Annotated in this window: 18 protein-coding genes and 1 pseudogene; 14 read left to right on the forward strand and 5 right to left on the reverse strand. The window is 69.6% G+C overall.

The genetic code is table 11. The features are described from left to right. Positions 1-105 precede the first annotated feature (105 nt). The 3 genes from AB0B82_RS14280 to AB0B82_RS14290 all read left to right on the forward strand — a co-directional run bounded on the left by AB0B82_RS14280 (position 106) and on the right by AB0B82_RS14290 (position 2,016). The gene (locus tag AB0B82_RS14280) at positions 106-1,074 is read left to right on the forward strand and encodes a zinc-binding dehydrogenase (protein ID WP_360166890.1); all 969 of its coding nucleotides are present in this window, start codon (positions 106-108) and stop codon (positions 1,072-1,074) included. Further along, positions 1,075-1,581, forward strand: coding sequence for a GNAT family N-acetyltransferase (locus tag AB0B82_RS14285; RefSeq protein ID WP_360166893.1), 507 nt, complete (start codon positions 1,075-1,077; stop codon positions 1,579-1,581). Between the two features lie 132 nt (positions 1,582-1,713). After that, positions 1,714-2,016 carry a WhiB family transcriptional regulator gene (locus AB0B82_RS14290; RefSeq protein WP_360166896.1) on the forward strand — a complete coding sequence of 101 codons (303 nt, stop codon included), beginning with the start codon at positions 1,714-1,716 and terminating at the stop codon, positions 2,014-2,016. Between the two features lie 6 nt (positions 2,017-2,022). Here AB0B82_RS14290 and AB0B82_RS14295 read toward each other — a convergent pair whose 3' ends face one another. Together AB0B82_RS14295 and AB0B82_RS14300 are read right to left on the reverse strand one after the other, a co-directional pair. Further along, a complete protein-coding gene (locus AB0B82_RS14295) occupies positions 2,023-2,556 on the reverse strand; it encodes a GNAT family N-acetyltransferase (protein ID WP_360166899.1) in 534 nt (177 codons plus the stop codon). Positions 2,557-2,576: 20 nt separating this feature from the next. Then, positions 2,577-3,806 (reverse strand): sodium:proton exchanger, encoded by a 1,230-nt coding sequence (locus AB0B82_RS14300; protein WP_360166902.1) that lies wholly within the window; start codon positions 3,804-3,806, stop codon positions 2,577-2,579. A gap of 171 nt (positions 3,807-3,977) precedes the next feature. Here AB0B82_RS14300 and AB0B82_RS14305 point away from each other — a divergent pair. After that, a pseudogene (locus AB0B82_RS14305) lies at positions 3,978-4,124 on the forward strand (ArsR family transcriptional regulator); the annotation flags it as partial. Between the two features lie 26 nt (positions 4,125-4,150). On the opposite strand, the gene AB0B82_RS14310 reads toward AB0B82_RS14305, so the two are convergent. From AB0B82_RS14310 to AB0B82_RS14320, 3 genes are read right to left on the reverse strand one after another with little or no spacing between them, the layout of a single operon-like run. Next, positions 4,151-4,873: an AAA family ATPase gene (locus AB0B82_RS14310; RefSeq protein WP_360166905.1), complete on the reverse strand. Its 723-nt coding sequence runs from the start codon at positions 4,871-4,873 to the stop codon at positions 4,151-4,153. 16 nt (positions 4,874-4,889) lie between these two features. Then, positions 4,890-5,066, reverse strand: a complete 177-nt coding sequence (locus AB0B82_RS14315) for a DUF6104 family protein (RefSeq protein ID WP_355476126.1) — start codon at positions 5,064-5,066, stop codon at positions 4,890-4,892. Position 5,067: 1 nt separating this feature from the next. Beyond that, positions 5,068-8,919 (reverse strand): multifunctional oxoglutarate decarboxylase/oxoglutarate dehydrogenase thiamine pyrophosphate-binding subunit/dihydrolipoyllysine-residue succinyltransferase subunit, encoded by a 3,852-nt coding sequence (locus AB0B82_RS14320; RefSeq protein WP_360166908.1) that lies wholly within the window; start codon positions 8,917-8,919, stop codon positions 5,068-5,070. A 648-nt stretch (positions 8,920-9,567) separates the two neighbouring features. On the opposite strand from AB0B82_RS14320, the gene AB0B82_RS14325 reads away from it, so the two are divergent. The 10 genes from AB0B82_RS14325 to AB0B82_RS14370 all read left to right on the forward strand — a co-directional run bounded on the left by AB0B82_RS14325 (position 9,568) and on the right by AB0B82_RS14370 (position 22,751). Next, entirely contained in the window at positions 9,568-10,239 is a 672-nt protein-coding gene (locus AB0B82_RS14325; RefSeq protein WP_360166911.1) for a FadR/GntR family transcriptional regulator, read from the forward strand. A gap of 52 nt (positions 10,240-10,291) precedes the next feature. After that, positions 10,292-10,498, forward strand: a complete 207-nt coding sequence (locus AB0B82_RS14330; protein ID WP_360166914.1) for a DUF6343 family protein — start codon at positions 10,292-10,294, stop codon at positions 10,496-10,498. A gap of 157 nt (positions 10,499-10,655) precedes the next feature. Beyond that, positions 10,656-12,236 (forward strand): ATP-binding cassette domain-containing protein, encoded by a 1,581-nt coding sequence (locus AB0B82_RS14335; RefSeq protein ID WP_360166917.1) that lies wholly within the window; start codon positions 10,656-10,658, stop codon positions 12,234-12,236. Between the two features lie 1,604 nt (positions 12,237-13,840). Then, positions 13,841-15,748, forward strand: coding sequence for a copper-translocating P-type ATPase (locus AB0B82_RS14340; RefSeq protein WP_360167159.1), 1,908 nt, complete (start codon positions 13,841-13,843; stop codon positions 15,746-15,748). Between the two features lie 20 nt (positions 15,749-15,768). After that, positions 15,769-16,065 (forward strand): DUF2218 domain-containing protein, encoded by a 297-nt coding sequence (locus AB0B82_RS14345; protein ID WP_360166920.1) that lies wholly within the window; start codon positions 15,769-15,771, stop codon positions 16,063-16,065. Between the two features lie 191 nt (positions 16,066-16,256). Next, the gene (locus AB0B82_RS14350; protein WP_360166923.1) at positions 16,257-17,603 is read left to right on the forward strand and encodes a cytosine permease; all 1,347 of its coding nucleotides are present in this window, start codon (positions 16,257-16,259) and stop codon (positions 17,601-17,603) included. 41 nt (positions 17,604-17,644) lie between these two features. Beyond that, positions 17,645-19,201 carry a hydantoinase/oxoprolinase family protein gene (locus AB0B82_RS14355; RefSeq protein ID WP_360166926.1) on the forward strand — a complete coding sequence of 519 codons (1,557 nt, stop codon included), beginning with the start codon at positions 17,645-17,647 and terminating at the stop codon, positions 19,199-19,201. Between the two features lie 112 nt (positions 19,202-19,313). Then, the gene (locus AB0B82_RS14360; RefSeq protein WP_360166929.1) at positions 19,314-20,390 is read left to right on the forward strand and encodes a DUF917 domain-containing protein; all 1,077 of its coding nucleotides are present in this window, start codon (positions 19,314-19,316) and stop codon (positions 20,388-20,390) included. After that, a complete protein-coding gene (locus tag AB0B82_RS14365; protein WP_360166932.1) occupies positions 20,387-21,511 on the forward strand; it encodes a DUF917 domain-containing protein in 1,125 nt (374 codons plus the stop codon). The genes AB0B82_RS14360 and AB0B82_RS14365 overlap by 4 nt, the downstream gene beginning before the upstream one ends. Positions 21,512-21,680: 169 nt before the next feature. After that, positions 21,681-22,751 (forward strand): DUF917 domain-containing protein, encoded by a 1,071-nt coding sequence (locus AB0B82_RS14370; RefSeq protein ID WP_360166935.1) that lies wholly within the window; start codon positions 21,681-21,683, stop codon positions 22,749-22,751. The last annotated feature ends 48 nt before the right edge of the window (positions 22,752-22,799 follow it).

The following is a 22,799-nucleotide window of genomic DNA, read 5'->3' on the forward strand; positions in this document are numbered from 1 at the left end:
TCGAGACTTGGGTAAGCAGCGCCGATTCTGGACACCCTCGCCCGTGCCGTCACGCATCCACGCCGGACACCAATCCCCGTGCATCAATCATCTAGTGTGGGCTGCATGCTTGCTGCCTACGCCGCGAAGTTCGATGCCGAGAACCCGGTTGCCGCGCTGGAGGTGGGGGAGCGGCCCGAACCCGACGCGCCCGAGGGCTGGGTGACGATCGACGTCCGGGCCACCGCGCTCAACCACCACGACCTGTGGTCGCTGAAGGGCGTCGGGCTGGCCGAGCAAAGCCTGCCGATGATCCTCGGCTGCGACGCGGCGGGCGTCGACCCGGACGGCAACGAGGTCGTCGTGCACGCGGTGATCTCGGACCCGTCATGGCGCGGCGACGAGACCCTCGACCCGAAGCGGTCGCTGTTGAGCGAGCGGTACCCGGGCACGCTCGCGCAGCGGGTCGCCGTACCGGCGCACAACGTCGTACCGAAGCCGGCCGGGATGAGCTTCGAGGAGGCGGCGTGCCTGCCGACGGCATGGTTGACGGCGTACCGGATGCTGTTCACGCAGTCGGGGCTCAAGCCGGGGGACACCGTGCTGGTACAGGGCGCCGGCGGTGGTGTCGCGACCGCACTGATCACGCTGGCGCGGGCCGCGGGCATCCGGGTGTGGGCGACCAGCCGGGACGAGGGTAAGCGCGCGAAGGCGCTGGAGATCGGCGCGCACGATGTGTTCGAATCCGGCGCTCGGCTGCCGCAGCGCGTCGACGCCGTGATGGAGACGGTCGGGCAGGCGACCTGGTCGCATTCGCTGAAGTCGCTGAAGCAGGGCGGCACGCTGGTGATCTCCGGCGCGACCAGCGGGCAGGCGCCGAAGTCGGCCGAGCTGAACCGGATCTTCTTCCTGCAGCTGCGGGTGCAGGGTTCGACGATGGGGACCCGGACCGAGCTGGCCGAGCTGGTCCAGTTCATGGCGAACGCCGGGATCTCGCCGCACATCGACACGGTGCTGCCGCTGACCGAAGCGCGGACCGGGTTCGAGAAGATGAACGCGGGCGACGTGTTCGGCAAGATCGTCTTTACTGTCTGAGTGCAACCGCCTGAGATTCGCCCGGTCACCGCTGACGAGGCGGTGGCCGCGGCCTGGTGTCACCTGCTCTGCTGGCGGGAGGCGTACGCCGGTCTCGTCCCGGACGACCTGCTGCTTGAGCGTACGTCGGACATCGATCGCCGGATCTCGCGCTGGACGACCCCGCTCGGGCCGGGGCGGCAGCGGTGGATCGCGCTGAACCCGGATCCGGACGCGCCGGTGCAGGATCGGGTCGCCGGGTTCATCGGCGTCGGGCCGGGGCGGGACGAGGACGCGCCGGTGCCGTTCGAGCTGGAGGCGATCTACACCCGGCGGGCGTTCTGGCAGACCGGTCTCGGCAGCCGCCTGCTGGACGTTGCCGTTGGCAAGCAGCCGGCGTTCCTCTGGGTCTTCGAGGCCAACGAGCGGGCCCTCGCCTTCTACCGCCGGCACGGTTTCGAACCCGACGGCACCGGCAAGCACGACCCGTACTTCGACCTCTGGGAGATCCGCCTGGTACGCGGTTAGTGCCAGCGGCACCGTTGTGACAGGTCAACAGGCCGACGTTGCACGGCTGAAACATTCGCGTCGCACCGGGGCAACGCGACCACGTCACTCTGTTCCTACCGATCCGCCCGATCGTCTGAGGAGCAGGAGCCCATGAGGCCTACATTGACAGTGATCGTTGACCCGGCCGACCGCTGGATGACGAAGGCTGCATGTATCGGGCAGGCGCCGTCGTACGACGAGAACGCCAGCCACTGGGAACAGCGCAAGGCGCAGGCGGTCTGCCTGACGGCCTGCCCGGTCATCGACGAATGCCGGGAATGGGCCCGCCGCACCAAGTTCACCGGCACCGCCGCGGGGGAGAAGTTCCTGTCCGGCCGGCGTCGCGGCCGTCCCGGTCCGCAGGAACGCCGCAACCGCCCGGCCGCCAACCTCCCGGACCAGCAGGCCAGCTGACGGTCGTCAGCGGGTTGGCGCGGGTCGTTCACCCAGCCACTGCTCGGCGTCCCAGGCGACGAACCGCTCCACCTCGGTGAAGCCGAGCTTGGCCGCCAGGCGCAGCGACGCGGTGTTGGCGGTCTGGGTCGCCAGGACGACCGGCTCGCCGGGGAGCACCTCGTCCAACCAGTTGAGCGCGGCCGAGCATGCCTCGGCGGCGTACCCTTGTCCCCAGCTGTGCGGCAGGAACAGATATCCGAGATCGACCTTCCCGGCCGCGGCCGAGCGACGATCCGCCGGCGCGCGCCGGAGCAGTACCTGGCCGATCATCGACCCGTCGAGCTCGACCACGAAACTTCCCGGTGACTGGCCAGGAACCTCCGGCAGCTTCTCCTCCAACTCGGCCCGGTCGTGCGGCCCGCCGAGGTAGGTGTGAACCTCCGCCGAGGCGAGCAGTTCGATGACGGTCGGCCGGTCCCGCGCCTCGGGTCCGCGCAGGACCAGGCGCTCGGTCCGGATCGGTTCAGGCGGCCACGTGACGGATCCCAGGTCGTCCACCTGGGCACGCTAGCAGGCGGTCAGACCTCGACCAGTTCGCGGTCGGTGGCCGGCTCCGGAACGGTACGGCGGAACGGGGCCGTGATCGTCGGGATCAGCTGGTGGCGGTTGTGGATCGCTGCGGCGATCGCGAGCGCCAGGTAGATCGCGCTGATCACGTAGCGACCGGTTTGACCCGGCACGGCGAACTGCACCGCGAACAGACCCAGCAGCGTCCAGGCCGCCCAGCGCGGGAAGCGCAGGTTGAGCAGGATCGCGATGCCGAGCACCGTCTGCGTCGCGGTCAGCAGGAACTCCTCGATCTGCCGTCCGTCCAGATGCAGAGCGGCCCCGCCGCCACCGATGCCGTACGCGATCGGCAGGCTGCCGATCAGCAGCGTCCACTGGTTCACCTTCGCCGAGATCAGCAGACCGAGGGCTGCGGCGCCTTTGCCCCGCCAGGCGAACAGCAGCGCGACGATGAACTCCGGTGCCTCGGACGCCAGCGGCGCCAGCCACTGCACCAGCAGGAACTGGTCGACCCCGAGCGCGTGACCGCCCGCCACGAGCGAGTCCGCGAACGGCTCGGCCGACGCCAGGATCACCCCGGCGGAGAGCAGGAACATCGCCACCACGACCGACCGGCGCTGGTGCTTCGGGAGCGCGCCGATAGTCGCGGCCGGCCCGATCAGGTCCGGCTCCTCGTCGTGCTCCGACGTCGCGGCGCGGTACAGGTAGAAGGCGAAGAACGCGAGCAGCAGGATGCCCAGCAGCAGATGGATCTCGCCGGTCACCGGGATCACGAACGCGACCACACCGGCGACCGCGAGGAACCCCAGTTCACGGCGGTAGTCGCTCTCGAGCACGAGTGTCTTCACGGTGCGCCCGCTGCGGCGCGCGGCGACGTACAGGCCGATCAGGACGACGCTGGACCAGCCGAGGCCGAGCAGCAGCCGGTTCGAGCCGGTCATGTTGGCGGCGGCGAACTGGACGTACTCCGGGTTCGAGCCGGCGGTGTGCGCGAAGTAGAGGTCCACCGCGTACTCCGGCAGAACCGCGATGACCGCGAGCACCGCGATCGCCAGACCGCCCGCGATGTCCACCTCCGCCGCCTCGGCCGCCCACGCCAGCACGAACGACGCGGCGACGACCGCGAGGCCGAAGATCAGGATCGAGGGGAGGGCCGGTGGATGGGTGCCGGTGACGCGCAGGACGACCGCGGGGATCGCCGCCGCGAGCAGCATCAGCACAGGGCGGACGGCTCGGAACATGGTTCCAGCCTGCCAGCGTTTTGATACTTTCGCAATTGCGAAAGTATGAGACCGTCGTCACCACGGCACGCCGGACTGCCGGAAGACTCCTCCAGCGGTCACAATGTCAGCGCGATGACCAACCCTGAACCGACGAAGGCGCAGCTCGAATCCGCCGCGGGCACCTTCGCCATGCTCTCCGCTCCGGTCCGGTTACACCTCGTGTCGCTGGCCGCCCAGGGCGAGTACGACGTCGGCACCCTGGCGGAACGGGTCGGCGTGAGTATCGCCACCGCGAGCCAGCACCTCGGCAAACTCCGCCTGGCCGGCATCATCACCGCCCGCCGCGAAGGCCGCCGCCACATCTACACCGTCGACGACCCGCACGTCCTCAACCTCGTCGACCAGATCTTCGAACACATCGCCCCCGACGGCTCCCTGGCCCCGGATCCGCCCCGCCGGACCCGCCCACCGCATACGGACTGAGGCCGCGCGTACCTCCAGGTATGCAGAACCCCCTGAATCAGGGCCGCCGAGCCCCGTTTCGGGCACTTGTGCATACCCGGAGGTTCACAACACGTGCTGGCGAACGACAGGGCGGACTCGGGCTCGTCGAGGCAGTAGAAGCCCTCGCGGACGAAGCGGTTGTTGATCAGGCTCAGGAAGCTCTCGCCGTGGCTCATCTCGTGGAAGACGGGCTCGGGCGGGCCGGAGGTCTTCGGGTTGCGCTCGAGGTAGCTGTAGAAGCCGTGCATCGTCTCCGCGCGGAGGAAGAAGCCCGCACGTTTGCCGCCGATGCCGCGGGTGAGGAGCAGCTCGTCGGCGAGGGACGACTCGGTGACGCGGGTGGTCAGTCGGGCGCCGGTGGAGCCGCCTTCAGGAGACATCCCGAAAGCAACGGCGATCGCCTCGACCAGCGTGGACTTGCCGGTGCCGTTCTCGCCGACCAGGAACGTGACACCGGGGTCGAGATCGAGCCCGTCCGTCAGCAACTGACGGACGGCGGGGATCGTGTGCGGCCACTGCCCGGACAAGCGAATGCCCTCCGCCGCGGCGACCCGGCGTACGGGATGCGTGGCGAAGGGCATTCACTCAGGCTAGGACCTAGTCGTCCTCGTCGTCCAAGCGGGCGAGCCAGGTGGCGAAGCGCTCGATCGGCGTCTCGAACTCCGGGTTCAGGTCGACGAACTCGCGCAGGCGCTCGGCGACGAAGGCGAGGGAGACTTCTTCCTCGCCTCGTCGCTTCTCGAGCTCCTCGATGCCGCGGTCGGTGAAGTACATGTCAGCTGAACGCCTGCTTCAGCAGCGTCGCCTGCTCGGCCACGTGCACGCCGTGCGACCCGACCGCCGGGGCGGACATGGCCGGCCGGGACACCCGGTAGAACGGCTTGCCGCCCAGGTGCTCGGTCAGGTTCAGCGCCATGAACGGCCACGGACCCTGGTTGGCCGGCTCGTCCTGGACCCAGCGGATCTCGCCGGCGTTCGGGTACTTCGCCAGCTCGGCCACGATCTCCTCGTGCGCCAGCGGGTACAGCTGCTCGACGCGGAGGATCGCGGTGCTGATCTTGTCCGGCTCGACCTTCTTGCGCTCCGCGAACAGGTCGTACGCGATCCGGCCCGAGCAGAGGATGACCCGCTCGACGGCGGCCGCGTTCTCCTCGGCCGCGGCGTCGCCGAGCACCGGCCGGAAGGTGCCGTGGGTCAGCTCCTCCGGCATCGACACCGCCTCCTTGCGCCGGAGCAGCTGCTTCGGCGTGAAGACGATCATCGGGACGTGCTCCTCGCCGAGCGTGTGCCGGCGCAGCAGGTGGAAGTACGACGCCGGCGTCGACGGCTGCGCGACGGTCATCGCGTTCTCGGCGCACAGCTGCAGGAACCGCTCGATCCGGGCCGACGTGTGGTCCGGGCCCTGGCCCTCGTAGCCGTGCGGCAGCAGCAGCACGACGCCGGACTTCTGCCCCCACTTCGCCTCACCGGACGAGATGTACTCGTCGATGACCGACTGGGCGCCGTTCACGAAGTCGCCGAACTGCGCCTCCCACAGGGTCAGCGCCTCCGGCCGCGCGACCGAGTACCCGTACTCGAACCCGAGCGCGGCGTACTCGCTGAGCAGCGAGTCGTAGACGTAGAAGTTGCCCTGGTTGCCCTCGTCCAGGTGCTGCAGCGGGACGTAGTCCTGCCCGTTGACCCGGTCGATGATCGCGGCGAACCGCTGCACGAACGTGCCGCGGCGGCTGTCCTGACCGGCGAGCCGGACCGGACGCCCGTCGAGCAGCAGGGAACCGAATGCGGTGATCTCGGCGCTCGCCCAGTCCAGTGGGCCCTCGGTGATCGCGTGCGCCCGGCGCTGCAGCTGCGGCTGCACCTTCGGGTGCACCGTGAAGCCCTCGGGCAGCGTGGTGTACGCGTCGGCGACCTTCTTCAGCACCTCGCGGCTGATCGCGGTCGCGTCCGGGCCCTCCGGCTTGTCCGGGTACACCGGCACGGTCACGTACGGCGCCGGCGTGTCGGGCTCGTTCTTCGCGTCCCGGACCTCGGCGAACACTCGCTCGAGCCGCTGCTGGAAGTCCTGCATGGCCTGCTCGGCCTCTTCGATCGTGATGTCGCCACGACCGATCAGGGCCTCGGTGTACAGCTTGCGGACCGAGCGCTTCTGCTCGATCAGGTCGTACATCAGCGGCTGGGTGAAGCTCGGGTCGTCACCCTCGTTGTGACCGCGGCGGCGGTAGCAGACCAGGTCGATGACGACGTCCTTGTTGAACGCCTGGCGGTACTCGAAGGCGAGGTCCGCGACCCGGATGCAGGCCTCGGGGTCGTCGCCGTTCACGTGGAAGATCGGCGCCTGCACCATCCGCGCGACGTCGGTGGAGTACATCGACGAGCGCGACGAGGCCGGCGAGGTGGTGAAGCCGACCTGGTTGTTCACGATCACGTGGATCGTGCCGCCGGTGCGGTACCCGCGCAGCTGGGACAGGTTCAGCGTCTCCGCGACCACGCCCTGGCCGGCGAACGCCGCGTCACCGTGGACGAGCACCGGCAGCACCGGGAACGCGGCGCCGCGGTCGAGGATGTCCTGCTTGGCCCGGACGATGCCCTCGAGGACCGGGTCGACGGTCTCCAGGTGCGACGGGTTGGCCGCCACCGACACCTTGATCTTGTCGCCGAACTCGGAGACGAACTCGCCCTCCGCGCCCAGGTGGTACTTGACGTCGCCGGAGCCCTGCACGGTCCGCGGGTCGATGTTGCCCTCGAACTCGCGGAAGATCTGGCCGTACGACTTGCCGACGATGTTCGCCAGCACGTTCAGCCGGCCGCGGTGCGCCATCCCGATCGCGACCTCGTCCAAACCGGCGCCGGCCGCCTCCTCGCAGAGCTCGTCGAGCAGCGGGATCGTGGTCTCCGCGCCCTCGAGCGAGAACCGGCGCTGACCGACGTACTTGGTCTGCAGGAAGGTCTCGAACGCCTCGGCCTCGTTCAGCTTGGCCAGGATCCGCAGCTGCTCCTCGCGCGGCGGCTTGGTGTGCGGCCGCTCGACCCGCTCCTGGATCCACTTGCGCTGCTCGGGGTCCTGGATGTGCATGTACTCGATACCGGTGGTCCGGCAGTACGAGTCGCGGAGGATGCCGAGGATCTCGCGGAGCTTCATGAACCGCCGGTCGCCGCCGCCGAACGAGCCGGTGGCGAACTCGCGGTCGAGGTCCCACAGCGTCAGGCCGTGGGTGGCGACGTCCAGGTCCGGGTGGCTGCGCTGCTTGTACTCCAGCGGGTCGGTGTCGGCCATGATGTGGCCGCGCACCCGGTACGCGTGGATCAGCTCGAGGACGCGGGCCTGCTTGCTGATGTCCTCCTCGTGGCTGTGCGGGAGGTCGGCGGCCCAGCGGATCGGCTCGTACGGGATCCGCAGGCTCTGGAAGATCTCGTCGTAGAAACCGTCCTCGCCGAGCAGCAGCTGGTGGATCCGGCGCAGGAACTCACCCGACTGAGCGCCCTGGATGATCCGGTGGTCGTACGTCGAGGTCAGCGTCATCACCTTGCTGACCGCGAGCTTGGCCATCGTCTCCTCGGCTGCGCCCTGGTACTCCGGCGGGTACTCCATCGCGCCGACGCCGATGATGCAGCCCTGGCCGGTCATCAGCCGCGGCACCGAGTGCTGGGTGCCGATCGTGCCGGGGTTGGTCAGGCTGATCGTGGTGCCCTGGAAGTCCGGCAGCGCCAGCTTGTTGTCGCGGGCCCGGCGGACGATCTCCTCGTAGGCCATCCAGAAATCGGCGAAGTTCATCGTCTCGGCGGCCTTGATCGACGGCACCAGCAGCTGCCGGGTGCCGTCCGGCTTCTTCATGTCGATGGCCAGACCGAGGTTGATGTGCGCCGGCTTGACCAGGGTCGGCTTGCCGTCGGTCTCGTCGTACGACGCGTTCATGTCCGGCAGCGTCTTCAGCGCCCGGACCAGCGCCCAGCCGATCAGGTGCGTGAACGACACCTTGCCGCCGCGGGCGCGCTTGAGGTGGTTGTTGATGACGATCCGGTTGTCGATCAGCAACTTGACCGGCACCTGGCGGACGCTCGTCGCGGTGGGGACCGTCAGGCTGGTCTCCATGTTCTGCGCGGTCCGGGCCGGGGCGCCGCGGAGGATCAGCCGCTCGCTGTCCGAGGCGGTCGCGGGAGCGGGCTTGGGCTGCGCGCTGGGCGGCTGGTTCACCGTGCCTCCGGTCGGGGCGCCGGACTGCGCCGGGGTCTGCTTCGCGGCCGGCTGCGCAGCGGCCGGGGTCGCCTTGGTGTCGGCCGTGGTCTTCGGCTGGGCCGGAGCGGCCGGCTGGGCGGCGGCCTGGGCCGGGGTCGGCTGCTGCGCGGCGGTGGTGGCCGCGGGCGCGCTCGAGGCCGGGGCAGCCGGCGCCGTACCGCGGCTCGGCGCCTCGGGAGTCTTGTTGTCGGACACCTCGTCCGGCCGGGGAGCGTCGGCCGGGGTGGTCGTCACCGGCGCCGCGTCACCTGGCTTGTACGTCTTGAAGAAGTCCAACCACGCCGGATCCACCGACTTCGGGTCCTGCAGGTACTTCTCGTACTGTTCGTCGACCAGCCATTCGTTCGCACCGAAGGCTGCTAGGGGATTGGTGTCTGATGGCTCGGTGGCCACTTGGCAGTTCGCCTCTTCCGATTTCGGGTCCGGTACCACGGGTTGGTTAATGCTGATGTTATGGGTGGTGCCCCAAGCAAAGGCTAATAGCACCCGGACCACTTCCACAGCCGGGGACCATCGGACCAGTGTGTCGAGTGGTCGGGCTCTCGGGGCCCGCCGTTCCGTGCCCTGAAACACTGCCCACGAAGGTGTTTCAGCTCACTTGCCGTCGGCATGCGTCCACTCGCCGCCGATCGCCGTCGGCGTCGCTGCGGGACGCCTTGCAGATGTGGGGTTCCGGCCGTCTTCCGGGGGTGATGCGGCCGCGGCCGTGAGCGTGGCTGGCCACTGTATGCAGTGGATTGCTTGCTGTTCGTTATGGGTAGGACCCTGCGGAAGTGTGTCCAATGTCACGCTCGAAATCAGTCCACCTGGGCATGATTGGCCTTCAGCGCTCGCTGCGCCTCCGGGCCGGCGTCAGACCGGACCAGGTCCCGTCGTCGGGGTATGTGTCAGTTCGACAGGACGTATCCGCCCGCTGGTGCCGGTCAGCGCGACGGTTGAGCGTAAGGATGCCCGCACCGACCGGACACGTCCTGTTGAGATGACCCACTTGGATGGTCCGGGGGAGGCGCGGTGCACGCTGAGTGAGGGCATACTGACGAGATGGCGTTGACGGATGAGGCGATCGTCAAGATCAAGGGGATGATCACCTCGGGGGAACTCGGTCCGGGCGACCGGTTGCCGAAGGAGGCGGACCTCGCCGCCCGGCTGGGGTTGTCGCGGAACTCGCTGCGGGAAGCGGTCAAGGCACTCACGCTCGTCAACGTGCTGGACGTCCGGCACGGCGACGGTACGTACGTGACCAGTCTCGACTCGGCGCACCTGCTGGACGCGCTCAACTTCATGGTCGACCTGCACCGGGACGACTCGGTGCTGCAGTTCTTCGAGGTACGGCGGCTGCTCGAACCAGGTGTCGCCGCGCTCGCCGCGACCCGCATCACCCCCGAACAGCTCACCGAACTGCGACTGCTGACCAGCGATCTGACCTCCGACGCGTCGGTCGAGGAACTGGTCGCGAACGACCTGCGCTTCCACCGGGGCATCGCCGAGGCGACCGGCAACCAGGTCGTCTGCTCACTCCTCGACGGCATCTCCGGCGCCACCCAGCGCGCTCGGATCTGGCGCGGCGTCACCCAGGCCGGCGCGGTCGAACGAACCCTGTCCGAACACGCCGCGATCCTCGACGCGATCGAGTCCCAGGACGCCGACGCCGCCCGCGCCTGGATGACCGCCCACATCGCCGGCGTCGAAACCTGGCTTCGCAAAGCACCCTGACCGGGGTGCCTCCGCGGGTGCGGGCCCATGCCGAAGCGGGTACTAGGGAGTTATGGCGTACGAGCCTCCACCGCCGCGGAGCGCGTTGACTCTGCGGATCGTGTTGTCGGTGTTCGGGGTGCTGTTGTTCGTGGCGGCGACAGTGCTCGCGGTGGTGTACGACCTGCCGACGGGCTGGGTGATCACCTTCGCGGCGTTCATCGTGGTCGCGCTGGTGGATCTGATAGTCGTTGCCCGCCGCAAGCTTTCGGAAAAGTAGTTGAAGCTGCCCGAGGGCGCCCGTACGATGGGCGGCGTCCCATTCCCGGCGTCAGGGGTCCAGGTTGTAACTCCGAGGTCTTTCTCCGCAGTCGATCGATCGCCACCTGTTCTTGGTGCGCGGTCTCGTCCGAGACCTCGTTGGGAGTCCAACCTTTATGAGCTTTTCCCTGTCCTGTACCGATCTCTCCTTCGCCTGGCCTGACGGCGAGGTGGTGTTCGACGGGCTGACGTTTGTTGCGGGACCGGTCCGTTCCGGGCTGGTCGGCCGCAACGGCGCCGGCAAGTCGACGCTGCTCCGGCTGATCGCCGGACGCCTCACCCCGCAACGCGGCACGATCCGCGTCAGCGGCGAACTCGGGTACCTGCCGCAGGACCTGACCCTCGACACCTCGCTGCGCGTCGACCAGGCACTCGGCGTCGACGCCGTACGGCGGGCGATCACCGCGATCGAATCCGGTGACGCCGCGGAGCAGAACTTCGCGATCGTCGGCGACGACTGGGATGTCGACGAACGCGCCGAGGCGATGCTTGGCAAACTCGGCCTGGGTGCGATCGACCTCGATCGCAGCGTCGGCGAACTGTCCGGCGGCGAGACGATCCTGCTCGGGCTCGCGGCCGAGTTGCTGCGGCGTCCCGACGTACTGCTGCTGGACGAGCCGACCAATAACCTCGACCTGCGCGCACGACGGCAGTTGTACGACGCGGTCGACCAGTTCCGTGGTGCGTTGCTGATCGTCAGCCACGACCGTGAGCTGCTGGATCGCGTGGACCAGATCGGCGAACTGCGCAAGGGCGACGTCACCTGGTACGGCGGGAATCTGACCGCATACGAAGAGGCGATCGCCGTCGAGCAGGAGGCCGCGGAGCGGATGCTGCGCGCGGCGGAGGCCGACGTACGCAAGCAGAAGAAGGACCTGATCGAGGCCCGGACGAAAGTGGATCAGCGGCGTGCGCGGGGGCAGCGTGCCTTCGAGCAGGGCGGGATCCCGAAGATCGTCGCGGGCGGGCTGAAACGGTCCGCGCAGGTCTCGGCGGGCAAGCACCTCGGCATGCAGACCGAGCGACTCGAGTCCGCGCAGGAGGCGCTCGCCGAAGCGGAGGAGAAGGTCCACGACGACGACACGATCCGCGTCGACCTGCCGAAAACCGCCGTACCGTCCGGGCGGGTCGTCCTGCGGCTGGAGGATCACGTCCTGCGCACCGGGGCACACGTGGACCTCGAGATCCGCGGCCCGGAACGGATCGCGCTGACCGGACGAAACGGCGCCGGCAAGACCACCTTGCTGCAGTCGATCGTGGCGGGCGATCTGCCGGCCGTGCCGTACCGCTACCTGCCGCAGCGACTCGACCTGCTCCGCGACGACCTCTCGATCGTGGACAACCTGGCCCTGCTCGCCCCGAGTACGGACAACCACGATCGACGCGCCCGGCTGGCCAGGTTCCTGTTCCGCGGTCGGGCGGCGGATCAGCTGGTCAGCACGTTGTCCGGCGGCGAGCGCTTCCGCGCGACGCTCGCGGCTTTGCTCCTCGCCGAACCTCCGCCGCAGTTGCTGATGCTCGACGAACCCACCAACAACCTCGACCTGTCCAGCGTCGCCCAACTCAAGGACGCCCTCGCCGCGTACAGCGGAGCCCTGGTCATCGCCAGCCACGACGTCCCGTTCCTGAGAGACATCGGCATCACCCGCTGGCTGGAACTGACCCCCGAAACCCTCCAGCCCATCGACCCCCTGTAACCCATCGGGTTCTGGCATTCCGGTGCCGCCGAGCCGTGCGGCGCCGGGATGTCCGGGGACAACCGGCTGTTGTGACCGATATCTGGGTCGGTCGACCGTGCTGCCCGGGATGGCTCATTTTCCGCGCGCGGCGAGGGGGATGGTGTGGCGTGGTGGTGTGGCGGCGTCGTGGGGGCGTGGGGGCGTGGCGGCGTGGGGGTGCGGGGGTGCGGTGTGGGCGTAGGGGCTTCCGGGTTTCCGCCGCAAGGTGGGTTTACCCATCGTGTTGTGGGTTCCGTACCCTTCACACCGGTCAGGAACCCACAACACCGTGGGTGAACCCACCGTGTGGGAACGCGCGCGGCGTCCAGCGCGGTTCAGCGCGGTTCAGCGCGGTTCAGCGCGGTACAGCGTGGTCCAGCGCGGCGCAGCGTGGGCGGCGACTCGGTCACTCGGGCCACCCACGGACCGGTCACAAGAGCCGGATATCCCCGCGTGTTGGGGGTTCTTCATCGGTATGAGAGCAGAGAACCCCTAACTGGCGGGGTTATCCGTTCGTATGAGGTTGGATGCGCCGGCCGGCGTGCGGGCTGAAGGCGGGGGCTTGAACAGGTTGTGGTGGGTGTGGAGTGGTTATTGCTTGTTCAAGGTCCCGGGCGGGTGTGCGAGGTCCCGGGTGGGTGGGCACGGTCCCGGGTGGGTGTGCAGGGTCCCAGGTGGGTGTGCAGGGTCCCAGGTGGGTGTGCAGGGTCCCAGGTGGGTGTGCAGGGTCCCAGGTGGGTGTGCAGGGTCCCAGGACGGGGGGCACGGTCCCGGATGGGTGTTCGCGGTCCCGGTCGGCTCAAGGGGCCTCGGCTGCGGGGATGTGGGCGGTCGTCCAGCGCGGGCGCCAGCTCGGTCACTGAGATCCACCCACGGGTCGGTCACAAGAGCCGGATATCCGTTCGTGTTGGGGGTTGTCCGGTGGTACACGAACCGACAACCCCCAACACGAGGGGTTTACCCGTCGTGGCGGGCCGCGTGATGCACCACGGTCGTGCGTCGCGGGGATTCGCCGTGCGGGCGCCGAGTCGTGGCGAATGGCTGGGGGTGGGGTCCCCGAGTCGTGGAAATCGGTCGTGGGGGATCGCCGATCTTCACGACTCGGCGAGCGGTGCGCCGGGGTGAGGCGAGTTGGGCGGGGGGAGGGTTGTGGATTTACCCCCTAGGGGTATGTTGGCGGTATGGACGGGCAAGAGTGGCAGGGGAGTGGCCGGCGCGAGACGCACGCTGGGCACGACGAGCATGCAGCGCATGGTGAGCGCGGGCCCGCTGAGGTTGAGCACGAGGCGCACGGCGGGCACGACGCGCACGGCAGGGACGGGGCGCACGAGGCGCACGAGGCGCACGGCAGGGACGGGGCGCACGGCAGGGACGGGGCGCACGGCGGGCACGACGCGCACGGCAGGGACGGGGCGCACGAGGCGCACGGCAGGGACAGGGCGCACAAGGCGCACGAGGCGCACAGGGGTGCTGGTGCCGCCTCGCATTCGGGGCATGCGGGGCATGGGGATCATGCGGGGGAGTTTCGGCGGCGGTTCTGGGGGAGTTTGGTTCTGGCGGTGCCGGTGGTGGTGTTCAGTGAGATGTTTGCCGACCTGCTGGGGTATTCGCGGCCGGGCTTTCCCGGTGCGGCGTGGGTGGCGCCGGTGCTCGGGACGGTGATCTTCCTGTACGGCGGGCGCCCGTTCCTTGCCGGTGGGTGGAGTGAGTTGCGGGCGCGGCAGCCGGGGATGATGTTGCTGATTTCGATGGCGATCTCGGTGGCGTTCGTGGCGTCCTGGGTGACGACGCTGGAGATCGGCGGGTTCGATCTGGACTTCTGGTGGGAGCTCGCGCTGCTGATCGTGGTCATGCTGCTCGGGCACTGGCTGGAGATGCGTGCGCTCGGCAACGCCTCCGGTGCGTTGGATGCGTTGGCCGCCCTGCTCCCGGACTCGGCGGAGAAGGTGACCGCGGACGGCGTCGTCGAGGTACCGGTGCATGAGCTGCAGGCCGGTGACGTCGTACTGGTTCGCTCGGGTGGACGCGTGCCGGCCGACGGGACCGTGGTGGAGGGACGGGCCGAGGTCGACGAGTCGATGATCACCGGTGAATCGCAGCCGGTGTCGCGCGCGGTCGGTGACCCGGTCGTCGCGGGAACGGTTGCCACCGACAACGCCGTACGGGTCGAGATCACCGCGGTAGGAGACGACACCGCCCTCGCCGGGATTCGGCGTCTGGTCGCGGAAGCGCAGGCGTCGTCCTCGCGAGCTCAGGCGCTGGCGGATCGGGCCGCGGCGAACTTGTTCTACTTCGCGACCGTTGCCGGCGTGATCACGTTCATCGTCTGGGCTCTGTTGGGCAAGCTCGACGAGGCCGTGACTCGAACGGTCACCGTCCTCGTGATCGCCTGCCCGCACGCCCTCGGACTCGCCATCCCGCTGGTGATCGCCATCTCCACGGAGCGCGCGGCCAAGGCCGGCGTACTGGTGAAGAACCGCCTCGCCCTCGAACGCATGCGCACGATCGACGCGGTGCTGTTCGACAAGACCGGTACGTTGACCAAGGGCGAGCCGGCCGTCACCGATGTGTACACGACCGGCGCGGTCGCCGACGACGAGCTGCTGCGCCTCGCGGCCGCGGTGGAGTCCGACAGCGAGCACCCGTTGGCGAAGGCGATCGTGCGGGCGTACGCCGATCGCGTACCGGTCGGGGCTGCGCGCGCAACGGCAACGGACTTCCGTTCGCTCACCGGTCGAGGTGTACGCGCGACGGTGGACGGATCCGAGGTCGCCGTCGGCGGACCGGCGTACCTGCGGGAGCACGACCTGTCCGAGCCGCAAGCCGCCGAAGTACAAGCGTGGAAGGGTCGCGGCGCGGCCGTGCTGCACGTGGTCCGGGACGGCGAGGTGCTGGGAGCGATCGCGCTCGAGGACGCGGTCCGCGAGGAGTCGCGGCAGGCGGTCGACGCGTTGCACCGGCGCGGCGTGAAGGTCGCGATGATCACCGGCGACGCACATCAGGTCGCCGAGGCGGTGGCCATGGAACTGGGCATCGACGAGGTCTTCGCCGAAGTCCTGCCGCAGGACAAGGACGCCAAGGTCGCGGAGTTGCAGAGCCGCGGGCTGAAGGTCGCGATGGTCGGCGACGGCGTGAACGACGCGCCCGCGCTGGCCCGCGCCGAGGTCGGTATCGCGATCGGCGCCGGCACCGACGTGGCGATCGAGTCCGCCGGCGTCGTCCTTGCCGCCGACGACCCGCGGGCCGTCCTGTCGGTGATCGAGCTGTCCCGTGCGAGTTACCGCAAGATGTGGCAGAACCTCATCTGGGCGACCGGCTACAACCTCTTCACCGTCCCCCTCGCCGCAGGCGTGCTGGCCTTCGCGGGCATCCTCGTCTCACCGGCCGTCGGTGCGCTGCTGATGTCGGTCTCCACCATCGTCGTGGCGCTCAACGCCCAGCTGCTCCGCAGCCTCGACCTCGCACCCGACCGCCTGTCCCGCGCCGCGTGACACCACCGAAGGAGAAGACTGTGCCTGCTGTTGAAGCAGTTCTGGGTACGCCGCGTGCGGATCGGTATCTCGCACAGCTGACCAGCCACCTGTCCCACAGGCCAGGCGGCCTCCAGGTGCTGGCGGAGGACGCGGACACACTCGTCGTCGACCTTGGCCCGGCGACCTGGACGATCCGCGCCACCCCGGAGGCCCTGGTACTGCGGCTCGACGCCGACGATCCGCAGGTGCTCGAGCAGCAGAGCCAACGCGTGGCCCACCGTGTCGAGCAGATCGCCCGACGCGACGGCCTCGCGGTCACCTGGCAACCAGCCTGACCACCACACACGCCGTCAGCTGGAAGCCAGCCTGACCACCACACACGCCGTCAGTTGGCGACCAGCCTGACCACCACACGCGCGGCGATGGGCCAGTTGCACAGTCATCGCCGCGTCACTGTGCACACACCACGGCGAGTGCCGGCCCGCGCCGTCGTACGTTCGGTGAAATCCCAGGGCTGGAGGTTTTCATGGCCGGTACATCTGTCGGCACGGACGACTATGCGCTCGCCCGCGTCCCCGAGCACGCGCGGTACTCCTGGTGGTCGGTGGCGACCCAGCGGTTCGGGCAGATCTCCGCGCTGAGTCAGTTCCTGCTCGGTGCGACGCTCGGGTTCGGGATGAGTTTCTGGGACGCGTTCTGGGCGCTCACGCTCGGTGCCGTGATCCTCGAACTGGTGGCGATCCTGATCGGTGTCATCGGCGCCCGCGAGGGCCTGCAGACGTCGGTGATCGCGCGCTGGACCGGGTTCGGTCAGGCGGGTTCCTCGCTGATCGGGCTGGCGATCGGGATCAGCCTGATCGGATGGTTCGGCATCCAGTCGGCGGTGTCGGCGGCCGGGCTGAGCCAACTGATCGGCGTCCTCCCGACCTGGGGCTGGTCGCTGGTGTTCGGTCTCGCGGTGACGCTCGTCGTACTGCGTGGCTTCCACTCGATGGCCTGGGTCGCCTACGTGACGGTTCCGGCGTTCCTGATCCTGGTCGGCTGGTCGATCATCAGCGAACTGTCCGACCACAGCCTCGGTTCGCTGGTCAACGCGGCGCCGCCCGGTCCGCAGCTCAGTCTGCTGGAGGGTACGACGCTGGTCGCCGGTGGATTCATCGTCGGTGCGGTGATCACGCCGGACATGACCCGCTTCAACCGCGGCGTCGGCGACGTGGTGAAGCAGACCGTACTGGGCATCACGCTCGGTGAGTACGTGATCGGACTGGTCGGCGTGCTGCTCGCGCATGCCGTTGGTTCCGCCAACGTGATCACGATCGTCACGTCGTCGGTCGGCTGGGTCGGCACGCTGGTGATCATCCTCGGCACGCTGAAGATCAACGACTGGAACCTCTACAGCTCCGGCCTCGGCGTGGTGAACTTCATCGGTACCGTCTTCGGCCGGCGCGTGAACCGGGCCGCGGTCACGCTCGTCGTCGGCGTGCTGGGCAGTGTGCTCGCGGCCGGCGGCATCCTGGACAAGTTCACCGACTTCCTCGTGCTGCTCGGCGTAGCGTTCCCGCCGATCGCCGGGATCATGGTCGCGGAGTACTTCGTGGTGAAACGCTGGCGCCCCGAGCTGGACGCGTCGCGCGCGGGCGGCGTCCTGCCGGCGACCGCGCCGACCTGGGTACCGGCCACGATCGTGATCTGGATCGGCGCCGCGCTGATCGGCAAGTACGTCGCCTGGGGCCTGCCGAGCATCAACTCGCTGCTGGTCGGCTTCCTCGCGTACGTCGTCGCGGGCAAGCTCGGCCTGATCCGCGGTGTCGGGACCAGCCGCACGATGGACACCGAGTCCGCCCCGGCCGCCGCCGTACCGGCGACTCACTGACGCAGCCTGGCAGCGGTACCAGAATCTACGGGAGGAACTGAATGCGTATCGGGATCGATGTCGGCGGCACCAACACCGACGCCGTGCTGCTGGACGGGACCACCGTCCTGGCGGCGAACAAGTCGGCGACGAGCGCGGACGTGACCGCCGGCATCATCGACACCCTGGACCGGCTGCAGGCGGAGCGATCCTTCGACCCGGCGCAGGTGCAGGCCGTGATGATCGGCACCACACACTTCATCAACGCCCTGGTCGAGGCCCGCCGGCTGGCGCCGACGGCCGCGTTGCGGCTCGGCCTGCCCGCGACGGCGTCGCTGCCGCCGCTGGTGGACTGGCCGGACCGGTTGGTCGAGGCGATCAGCGGTCGCAGCTACCTGGCGCACGGCGGGCACGAGTTCGACGGCCGGCACATCGCCGAGCTGGACGAGGACGAACTGCGCCGGCACGCGGGTGACATGGTCGTGCACGGCGTCCGGTCGGTGGCGATCTCGTCGGTGTTCTCGCCGGTGAGCAACGAGTTCGAGCTGCGCGCGGCCGAGATCCTGCGCGCCGAGCTCGGCGACGACGTGGCGATCTCGCTGTCGCACGAGATCGGCCGGATCGGCCTGCTGGAGCGGGAGAACGCCACGATCATCAACGCGGCCCTCCGCGAGCTCGCGGCCGGCATCGTCGACGGGCTGGCCAGTGCGGTCGCGGGGCACGGCATCTCCGCGCCGCTGTACCTGAGCCAGAACGACGGCACGCTGATGGACGTCGATTTCGCGCGCCGGTACCCGGTCGCCACGTTCGCGTCCGGCCCGACGAACTCGATGCGCGGCGCAGCGCTGCTGTCCGGCCTGGACACCTGCGCGGTCGTCGACGTCGGCGGTACGACGACTGACGTCGGCGTGCTCACCCAGGGGTTCCCGCGCGAGGCGACGACCGAGGTCGACGTGGCCGGGGTCCGGACGAATTTCCGGATGCCCGACGTGCTCAGCATCGGTATCGGCGGCGGCAGCTTGGTGGCCGATGGCAATGATCAGGTGACGGTCGGCCCGCGGTCGGTGGGGTACCGGCTGACCGACGAGGCCCTGGTTTTCGGCGGCAAGACCCTGACTGCGACGGACATCGCGGTCGCGGCCGGGCAGGCCCAGGTCGGTGACACCTCCGCGGTGGCCGACCTGGACCCCACCCTGGTGAAGGCCGCACTCGCCCGGGTCGCCGCGGACATCGCGGACGCGGTGGAGCGGATGCGTACCTCGCCGGACCCGCTGCCGGTGGTGGCGGTCGGCGGTGGTTCGATCCTGCTGCCGGACGACCTGCCCGGCAGTCTCGCCGTCCACCGTCCCGACCACTTCGCGGTCGCGAACGCGATCGGCGCCGCGATCGCGCAGGTCGGCGGTGAGGTCGACCGGGTGTACGCGATCGACCCCGGCCGCCGGGACGCGGTGGTGGACGAAGCGCGCCAGGAGGCCGTCGACCGCGCGATCGCGGCCGGCGCGGACCCGGCCGCCGTGCGGATCGTCGACTTCGACGAGGTCCCGATCCCGTACCTGCCCGGCAACGCGACCCGGATCCGCTGCAAGGCAGTCGGCGACCTCCGACTGGGGAACGCGTGATGAGGGCGGATCTGCAGGCCATCACCATTGCCCGGCCACCGCGCGGGTACGCGGGCCACGCGGCGGATCGCGCGCTGGCGATGGCTCTGGGATCCGGAGTGGAGTGGTGGCGATGAAGCTGCGTGCGGAGGATCTGGGCGCCCTCGCCCGTGGGGCGGCGGTGCTGGGTACCGGAGGCGGCGGCGACCCGCACATCGGCCGGTTGATGGCCGAGCAGGCGCTGAAGGAGCACGGGCCGATCGAGATCGTTGCCCCCGGCGACCTTCCGGACGACGCCTGTGTGCTGCCGGTGGCGATGATGGGTGCACCGACGGTGATGGTGGAGAAGCTGCCGTCGGCGGAGCAGATCTCGGTCGCGGTCGAGACGCTGGCGAAGTACATCGGCCGGACACCGACCCACCTGGCCTCCATCGAGGCCGGCGGCGTGAACTCGACCGTCCCGGTGATCGCGGCCGCCCAACTCGGGCTGCCGCTGATCGACGGCGACGGGATGGGCCGCGCGTTCCCCGAACTGCAGATGGTGCTGCCGACGCTGGCCGGGATCGAGGCGACGCCGATGTCGATCGTCGACGAGAAGGGCAACCGCGGGGTCTTCGACACGATCAGCAACTCCTGGGCCGAACGGCTCGCCCGCTCGGCGACCGTGGACATGGGCTGCTCGGCGATCGTGTCGCTGTATCCGATGACCGGCACCCAGGCGCGTGAGTCGCTCGTGGCCGGGACGCTCAGCAAGTGTGTCGACATCGGCCGCGCGATCGAACAGGCCCGTCGCGCCCACACCGACCCGGTGGCGGCGGTTGCGGCCGAGCTCGGCGGGCGGTTGCTGCACGTGGGCAAGGTGGTCGACGTGCAGCGCCGTACGACGACCGGCTTCGCGCGCGGTGACGCCACCGTCGACGGACTGGACGCCTCGCACCGCCGGGTGCTGGTACTGCGCTTCCAGAACGAGCACCTGGTCGCGGAGCTCGACGGTACGGCGGTGGCGACGACACCGGACTTGATCATCGTGCTCGACACCGAGTCCGGTGAGCCGATCACCACCGAGGCGTTGCGGTACGGCCACCGGGTCAGCGTGCTCGCCGCGCCGGCCGACGAACGGTGGCACTCGCCGGAGGGGATCGGGCTGGTCGGCCCGCGGTACTTCGGCTACGACCTGGACCCGATCCGCGCGGTGGAGGCTGCGGTATGAGCTGGCAACTCGGCATCGAGCACCTGCGGGACCTCGCCCGCGGTGCCGCGATCCTCGGGACGGGCGGTGGCGGCGACCCGCTGATCGGGCGGCTGCTGGTCGAGCAGGCGATCCGTGAACACGGCCCGATCACCGTGCTCGATCCGGACGAACTCGACGACGACGCGTTCGTGATCCCGACCGCGCAGATGGGTGCGCCGACCGTCATCGTGGAGAAGATCCCGCGCGGCAGCGAACCCGTCGGTGCCCTGCGCGCCCTCGAGAAACACCTCGGCCGGCGCGCGGACGCGACGATGCCGATCGAGTGCGGCGGCATCAACTCGATGATCCCGTTGCTGGTCGCGGCCCGCACCGGACTACCGGTGGTCGACGCGGACGGGATGGGCCGCGCGTTCCCCGAACTGCAGATGGAGACGTTCTCGGTGTACGGCGTCCCCGGGTCGCCGATGGCGATCGCCGGAGAACACGACGAGACCGTGGTGATCGACACCGGCACCGACAACCAGCAGATGGAATGGCTCGCCCGCGGGATCACGATCCGGCTCGGCGGCGTCGCGCACATCGCCGAGTACTCGATGACGGGCGCCGAGGTGAAGCGGACCGCCGTACCGCGGACGCTGTCGCTCGGCCTGTCGATCGGGCGCGCGGTTCGCGAGGCGCGGGCCGCGCACACCGACCCGGTCGAGGCGATCCGCGGGGCGCTGGCGCCGACGCTGTACAGCCACCTGCGGGTGCTGTTCCGCGGGAAGGTCGTCGACGTGGAACGCCGTACCGTCGAGGGCTTCGCCCGCGGCCGGGCCCGCTTCACGTCGTACGACGGGACGTCACAGCTCGAACTGCGCTTCCAGAACGAGAACCTGGTCGCGGAGGTCGACGGCGAGGTGGTCTGCACCGTGCCGGACCTGATCTGCGTGCTCGAAGGGGACACCGCGGAGCCGATCACCACCGAGGGCCTGCGGTACGGGCAGCGCGTCACCGTGGTCGGGATCTCCACGCCGGACCTGATGCGCACGCCGGAGGCGCTGGCCGTGTTCGGCCCGTCCTGCTTCGGGCTGGACGTCACCTTCGACCCGGTCGAGCGCCACGCCGTCGAGCCGCTGACGCAGCCGGCCGGCGCATGACTCTCGGCCCGCCGTGTGCACCCCTCCGCGGCGGGCCGAGGTTCCACCCGGACCTCCACCACTCACCAACGTCCCGTCTCGGACGCCCGACACGCTCAGCGAGCGGCCCGAGCGGGCCGTTTGGCGCGTTTGGTGAGTGGTGGAGATCCGCCGATGGCAGGATCGATCCATGAGTACGGTCATCCGGGATCGGGATCTCGACGCGCTGGTCGTCGGCGTCACGCTGCTCGGATCGGGCGGTGGCGGCGACACGAGCGCGTTCGGGCGGATGCTGCACCGGGAGCTCGGTGCGGGGGAACTCGTCCTGCGCGACGCTGTGGAGCTGCCCGATCTCTCGGTGAGTCCGATCGGTGTGGTCGGGGCGACCAGCGTGCTGATGGAGAAGCTGCCCGGCGGGGGAGAGTTCGAGGCGGCGGTGCGGGCGGTCAGCCGGTGGACGGGGACCGAGGTCACCGGGCTGATGTCGCTCGAGGCCGGCGGTCTGAACGGGCTGACACCCCTGATCGCCGCGCTGGACCTAAATCTCCCGGTGGTCGACGCGGACCTGATGGGTCGGGCGCTGCCGCGGCTCGACCAGTTCTCGTGGGCGGTTGCCGGTCGTTCGTTGACGCCCTGTGCGCTCAGTGAGCCGAGCGGCCAGGTGATCGTGGTGGACAACGTCGACGCCTCCGGTCTGGAACGGGCGGTGCGGAGCTTCGTCGCGCACACCGGCGGCTGGGCGGTCCTCGCGCTGGCGCCGACGCCGGTCCGCGCCGCGGCCGAGGACGCCGTGCAGGGCAGTCTGACCCGGGCACTCGCCCTCGGCCGTGCGCACGCCGCGCTGGACTTCGACGCCACGCCCGATGTCGTGGCCGAGCGGCTGGGTGGACGACTACTGGGTGCGGGCCGGGTCGAGGAGGTTGCGCGCCGTCTGATCGGCGACGGCGGTGCAGCGTTCGGCCGCGGCAGCGTGACCGTCGCTGACACGTCCAGCCGTGCAGTGATCCGGATCGAGACCGAGAACGAGTACCTGCTCGCGCTGGTCGACGGCGTCCCGGTCGTCACCACACCGGACCTGGTCTGCGTACTGGATCGCCGTACGCTGCAGCCGATCGCGGTGGACGCCGTCCGCACCGGCGACGAGGTGACGATCGTGGCGCTGCCGGGGCCGGCGTGGTGGCGTCGCGACGACCGCATCGGCCACGTCGGACCGCAAGCGTTCGGCCTCGCCTGCCCACCGCACCTCCTGGAGGCGTCGTGACAAGGATGCCCTCATGACGGTGGACAGCCTGCATCGCGGGAAAGCCTC

The organism is Kribbella sp. NPDC048915 (assembly GCF_040649595.1).
In the GTDB taxonomy this organism is placed as follows: Bacteria; Actinomycetota; Actinomycetes; order Propionibacteriales; family Kribbellaceae; genus Kribbella.

What these genes read in the sequence shown, in the direction of transcription:
- AB0B82_RS14280 (WP_360166890.1), top strand. Translation starts at nt 106, where the DNA reads ATGCTTGCTGCCTACGCCGCGAAGTTCGATGCCGAGAACCCGGTTGCC.
- AB0B82_RS14290 (WP_360166896.1), top strand. Translation starts at nt 1,714, where the DNA reads ATGAGGCCTACATTGACAGTGATCGTTGACCCGGCCGACCGCTGGATG.
- AB0B82_RS14300 (WP_360166902.1), bottom strand. Translation starts at nt 3,806, where the DNA reads ATGTTCCGAGCCGTCCGCCCTGTGCTGATGCTGCTCGCGGCGGCGATC.
- AB0B82_RS14310 (WP_360166905.1), bottom strand. Translation starts at nt 4,873, where the DNA reads ATGCCCTTCGCCACGCATCCCGTACGCCGGGTCGCCGCGGCGGAGGGC.
- AB0B82_RS14315 (WP_355476126.1), bottom strand. Translation starts at nt 5,066, where the DNA reads ATGTACTTCACCGACCGCGGCATCGAGGAGCTCGAGAAGCGACGAGGC.
- AB0B82_RS14325 (WP_360166911.1), top strand. Translation starts at nt 9,568, where the DNA reads ATGGCGTTGACGGATGAGGCGATCGTCAAGATCAAGGGGATGATCACC.
- AB0B82_RS14330 (WP_360166914.1), top strand. Translation starts at nt 10,292, where the DNA reads ATGGCGTACGAGCCTCCACCGCCGCGGAGCGCGTTGACTCTGCGGATC.
- AB0B82_RS14335 (WP_360166917.1), top strand. Translation starts at nt 10,656, where the DNA reads ATGAGCTTTTCCCTGTCCTGTACCGATCTCTCCTTCGCCTGGCCTGAC.
- AB0B82_RS14340 (WP_360167159.1), top strand. Translation starts at nt 13,841, where the DNA reads ATGTTTGCCGACCTGCTGGGGTATTCGCGGCCGGGCTTTCCCGGTGCG.
- AB0B82_RS14350 (WP_360166923.1), top strand. Translation starts at nt 16,257, where the DNA reads ATGGCCGGTACATCTGTCGGCACGGACGACTATGCGCTCGCCCGCGTC.
- AB0B82_RS14355 (WP_360166926.1), top strand. Translation starts at nt 17,645, where the DNA reads ATGCGTATCGGGATCGATGTCGGCGGCACCAACACCGACGCCGTGCTG.
- AB0B82_RS14360 (WP_360166929.1), top strand. Translation starts at nt 19,314, where the DNA reads ATGAAGCTGCGTGCGGAGGATCTGGGCGCCCTCGCCCGTGGGGCGGCG.
- AB0B82_RS14365 (WP_360166932.1), top strand. Translation starts at nt 20,387, where the DNA reads ATGAGCTGGCAACTCGGCATCGAGCACCTGCGGGACCTCGCCCGCGGT.
- AB0B82_RS14370 (WP_360166935.1), top strand. Translation starts at nt 21,681, where the DNA reads ATGAGTACGGTCATCCGGGATCGGGATCTCGACGCGCTGGTCGTCGGC.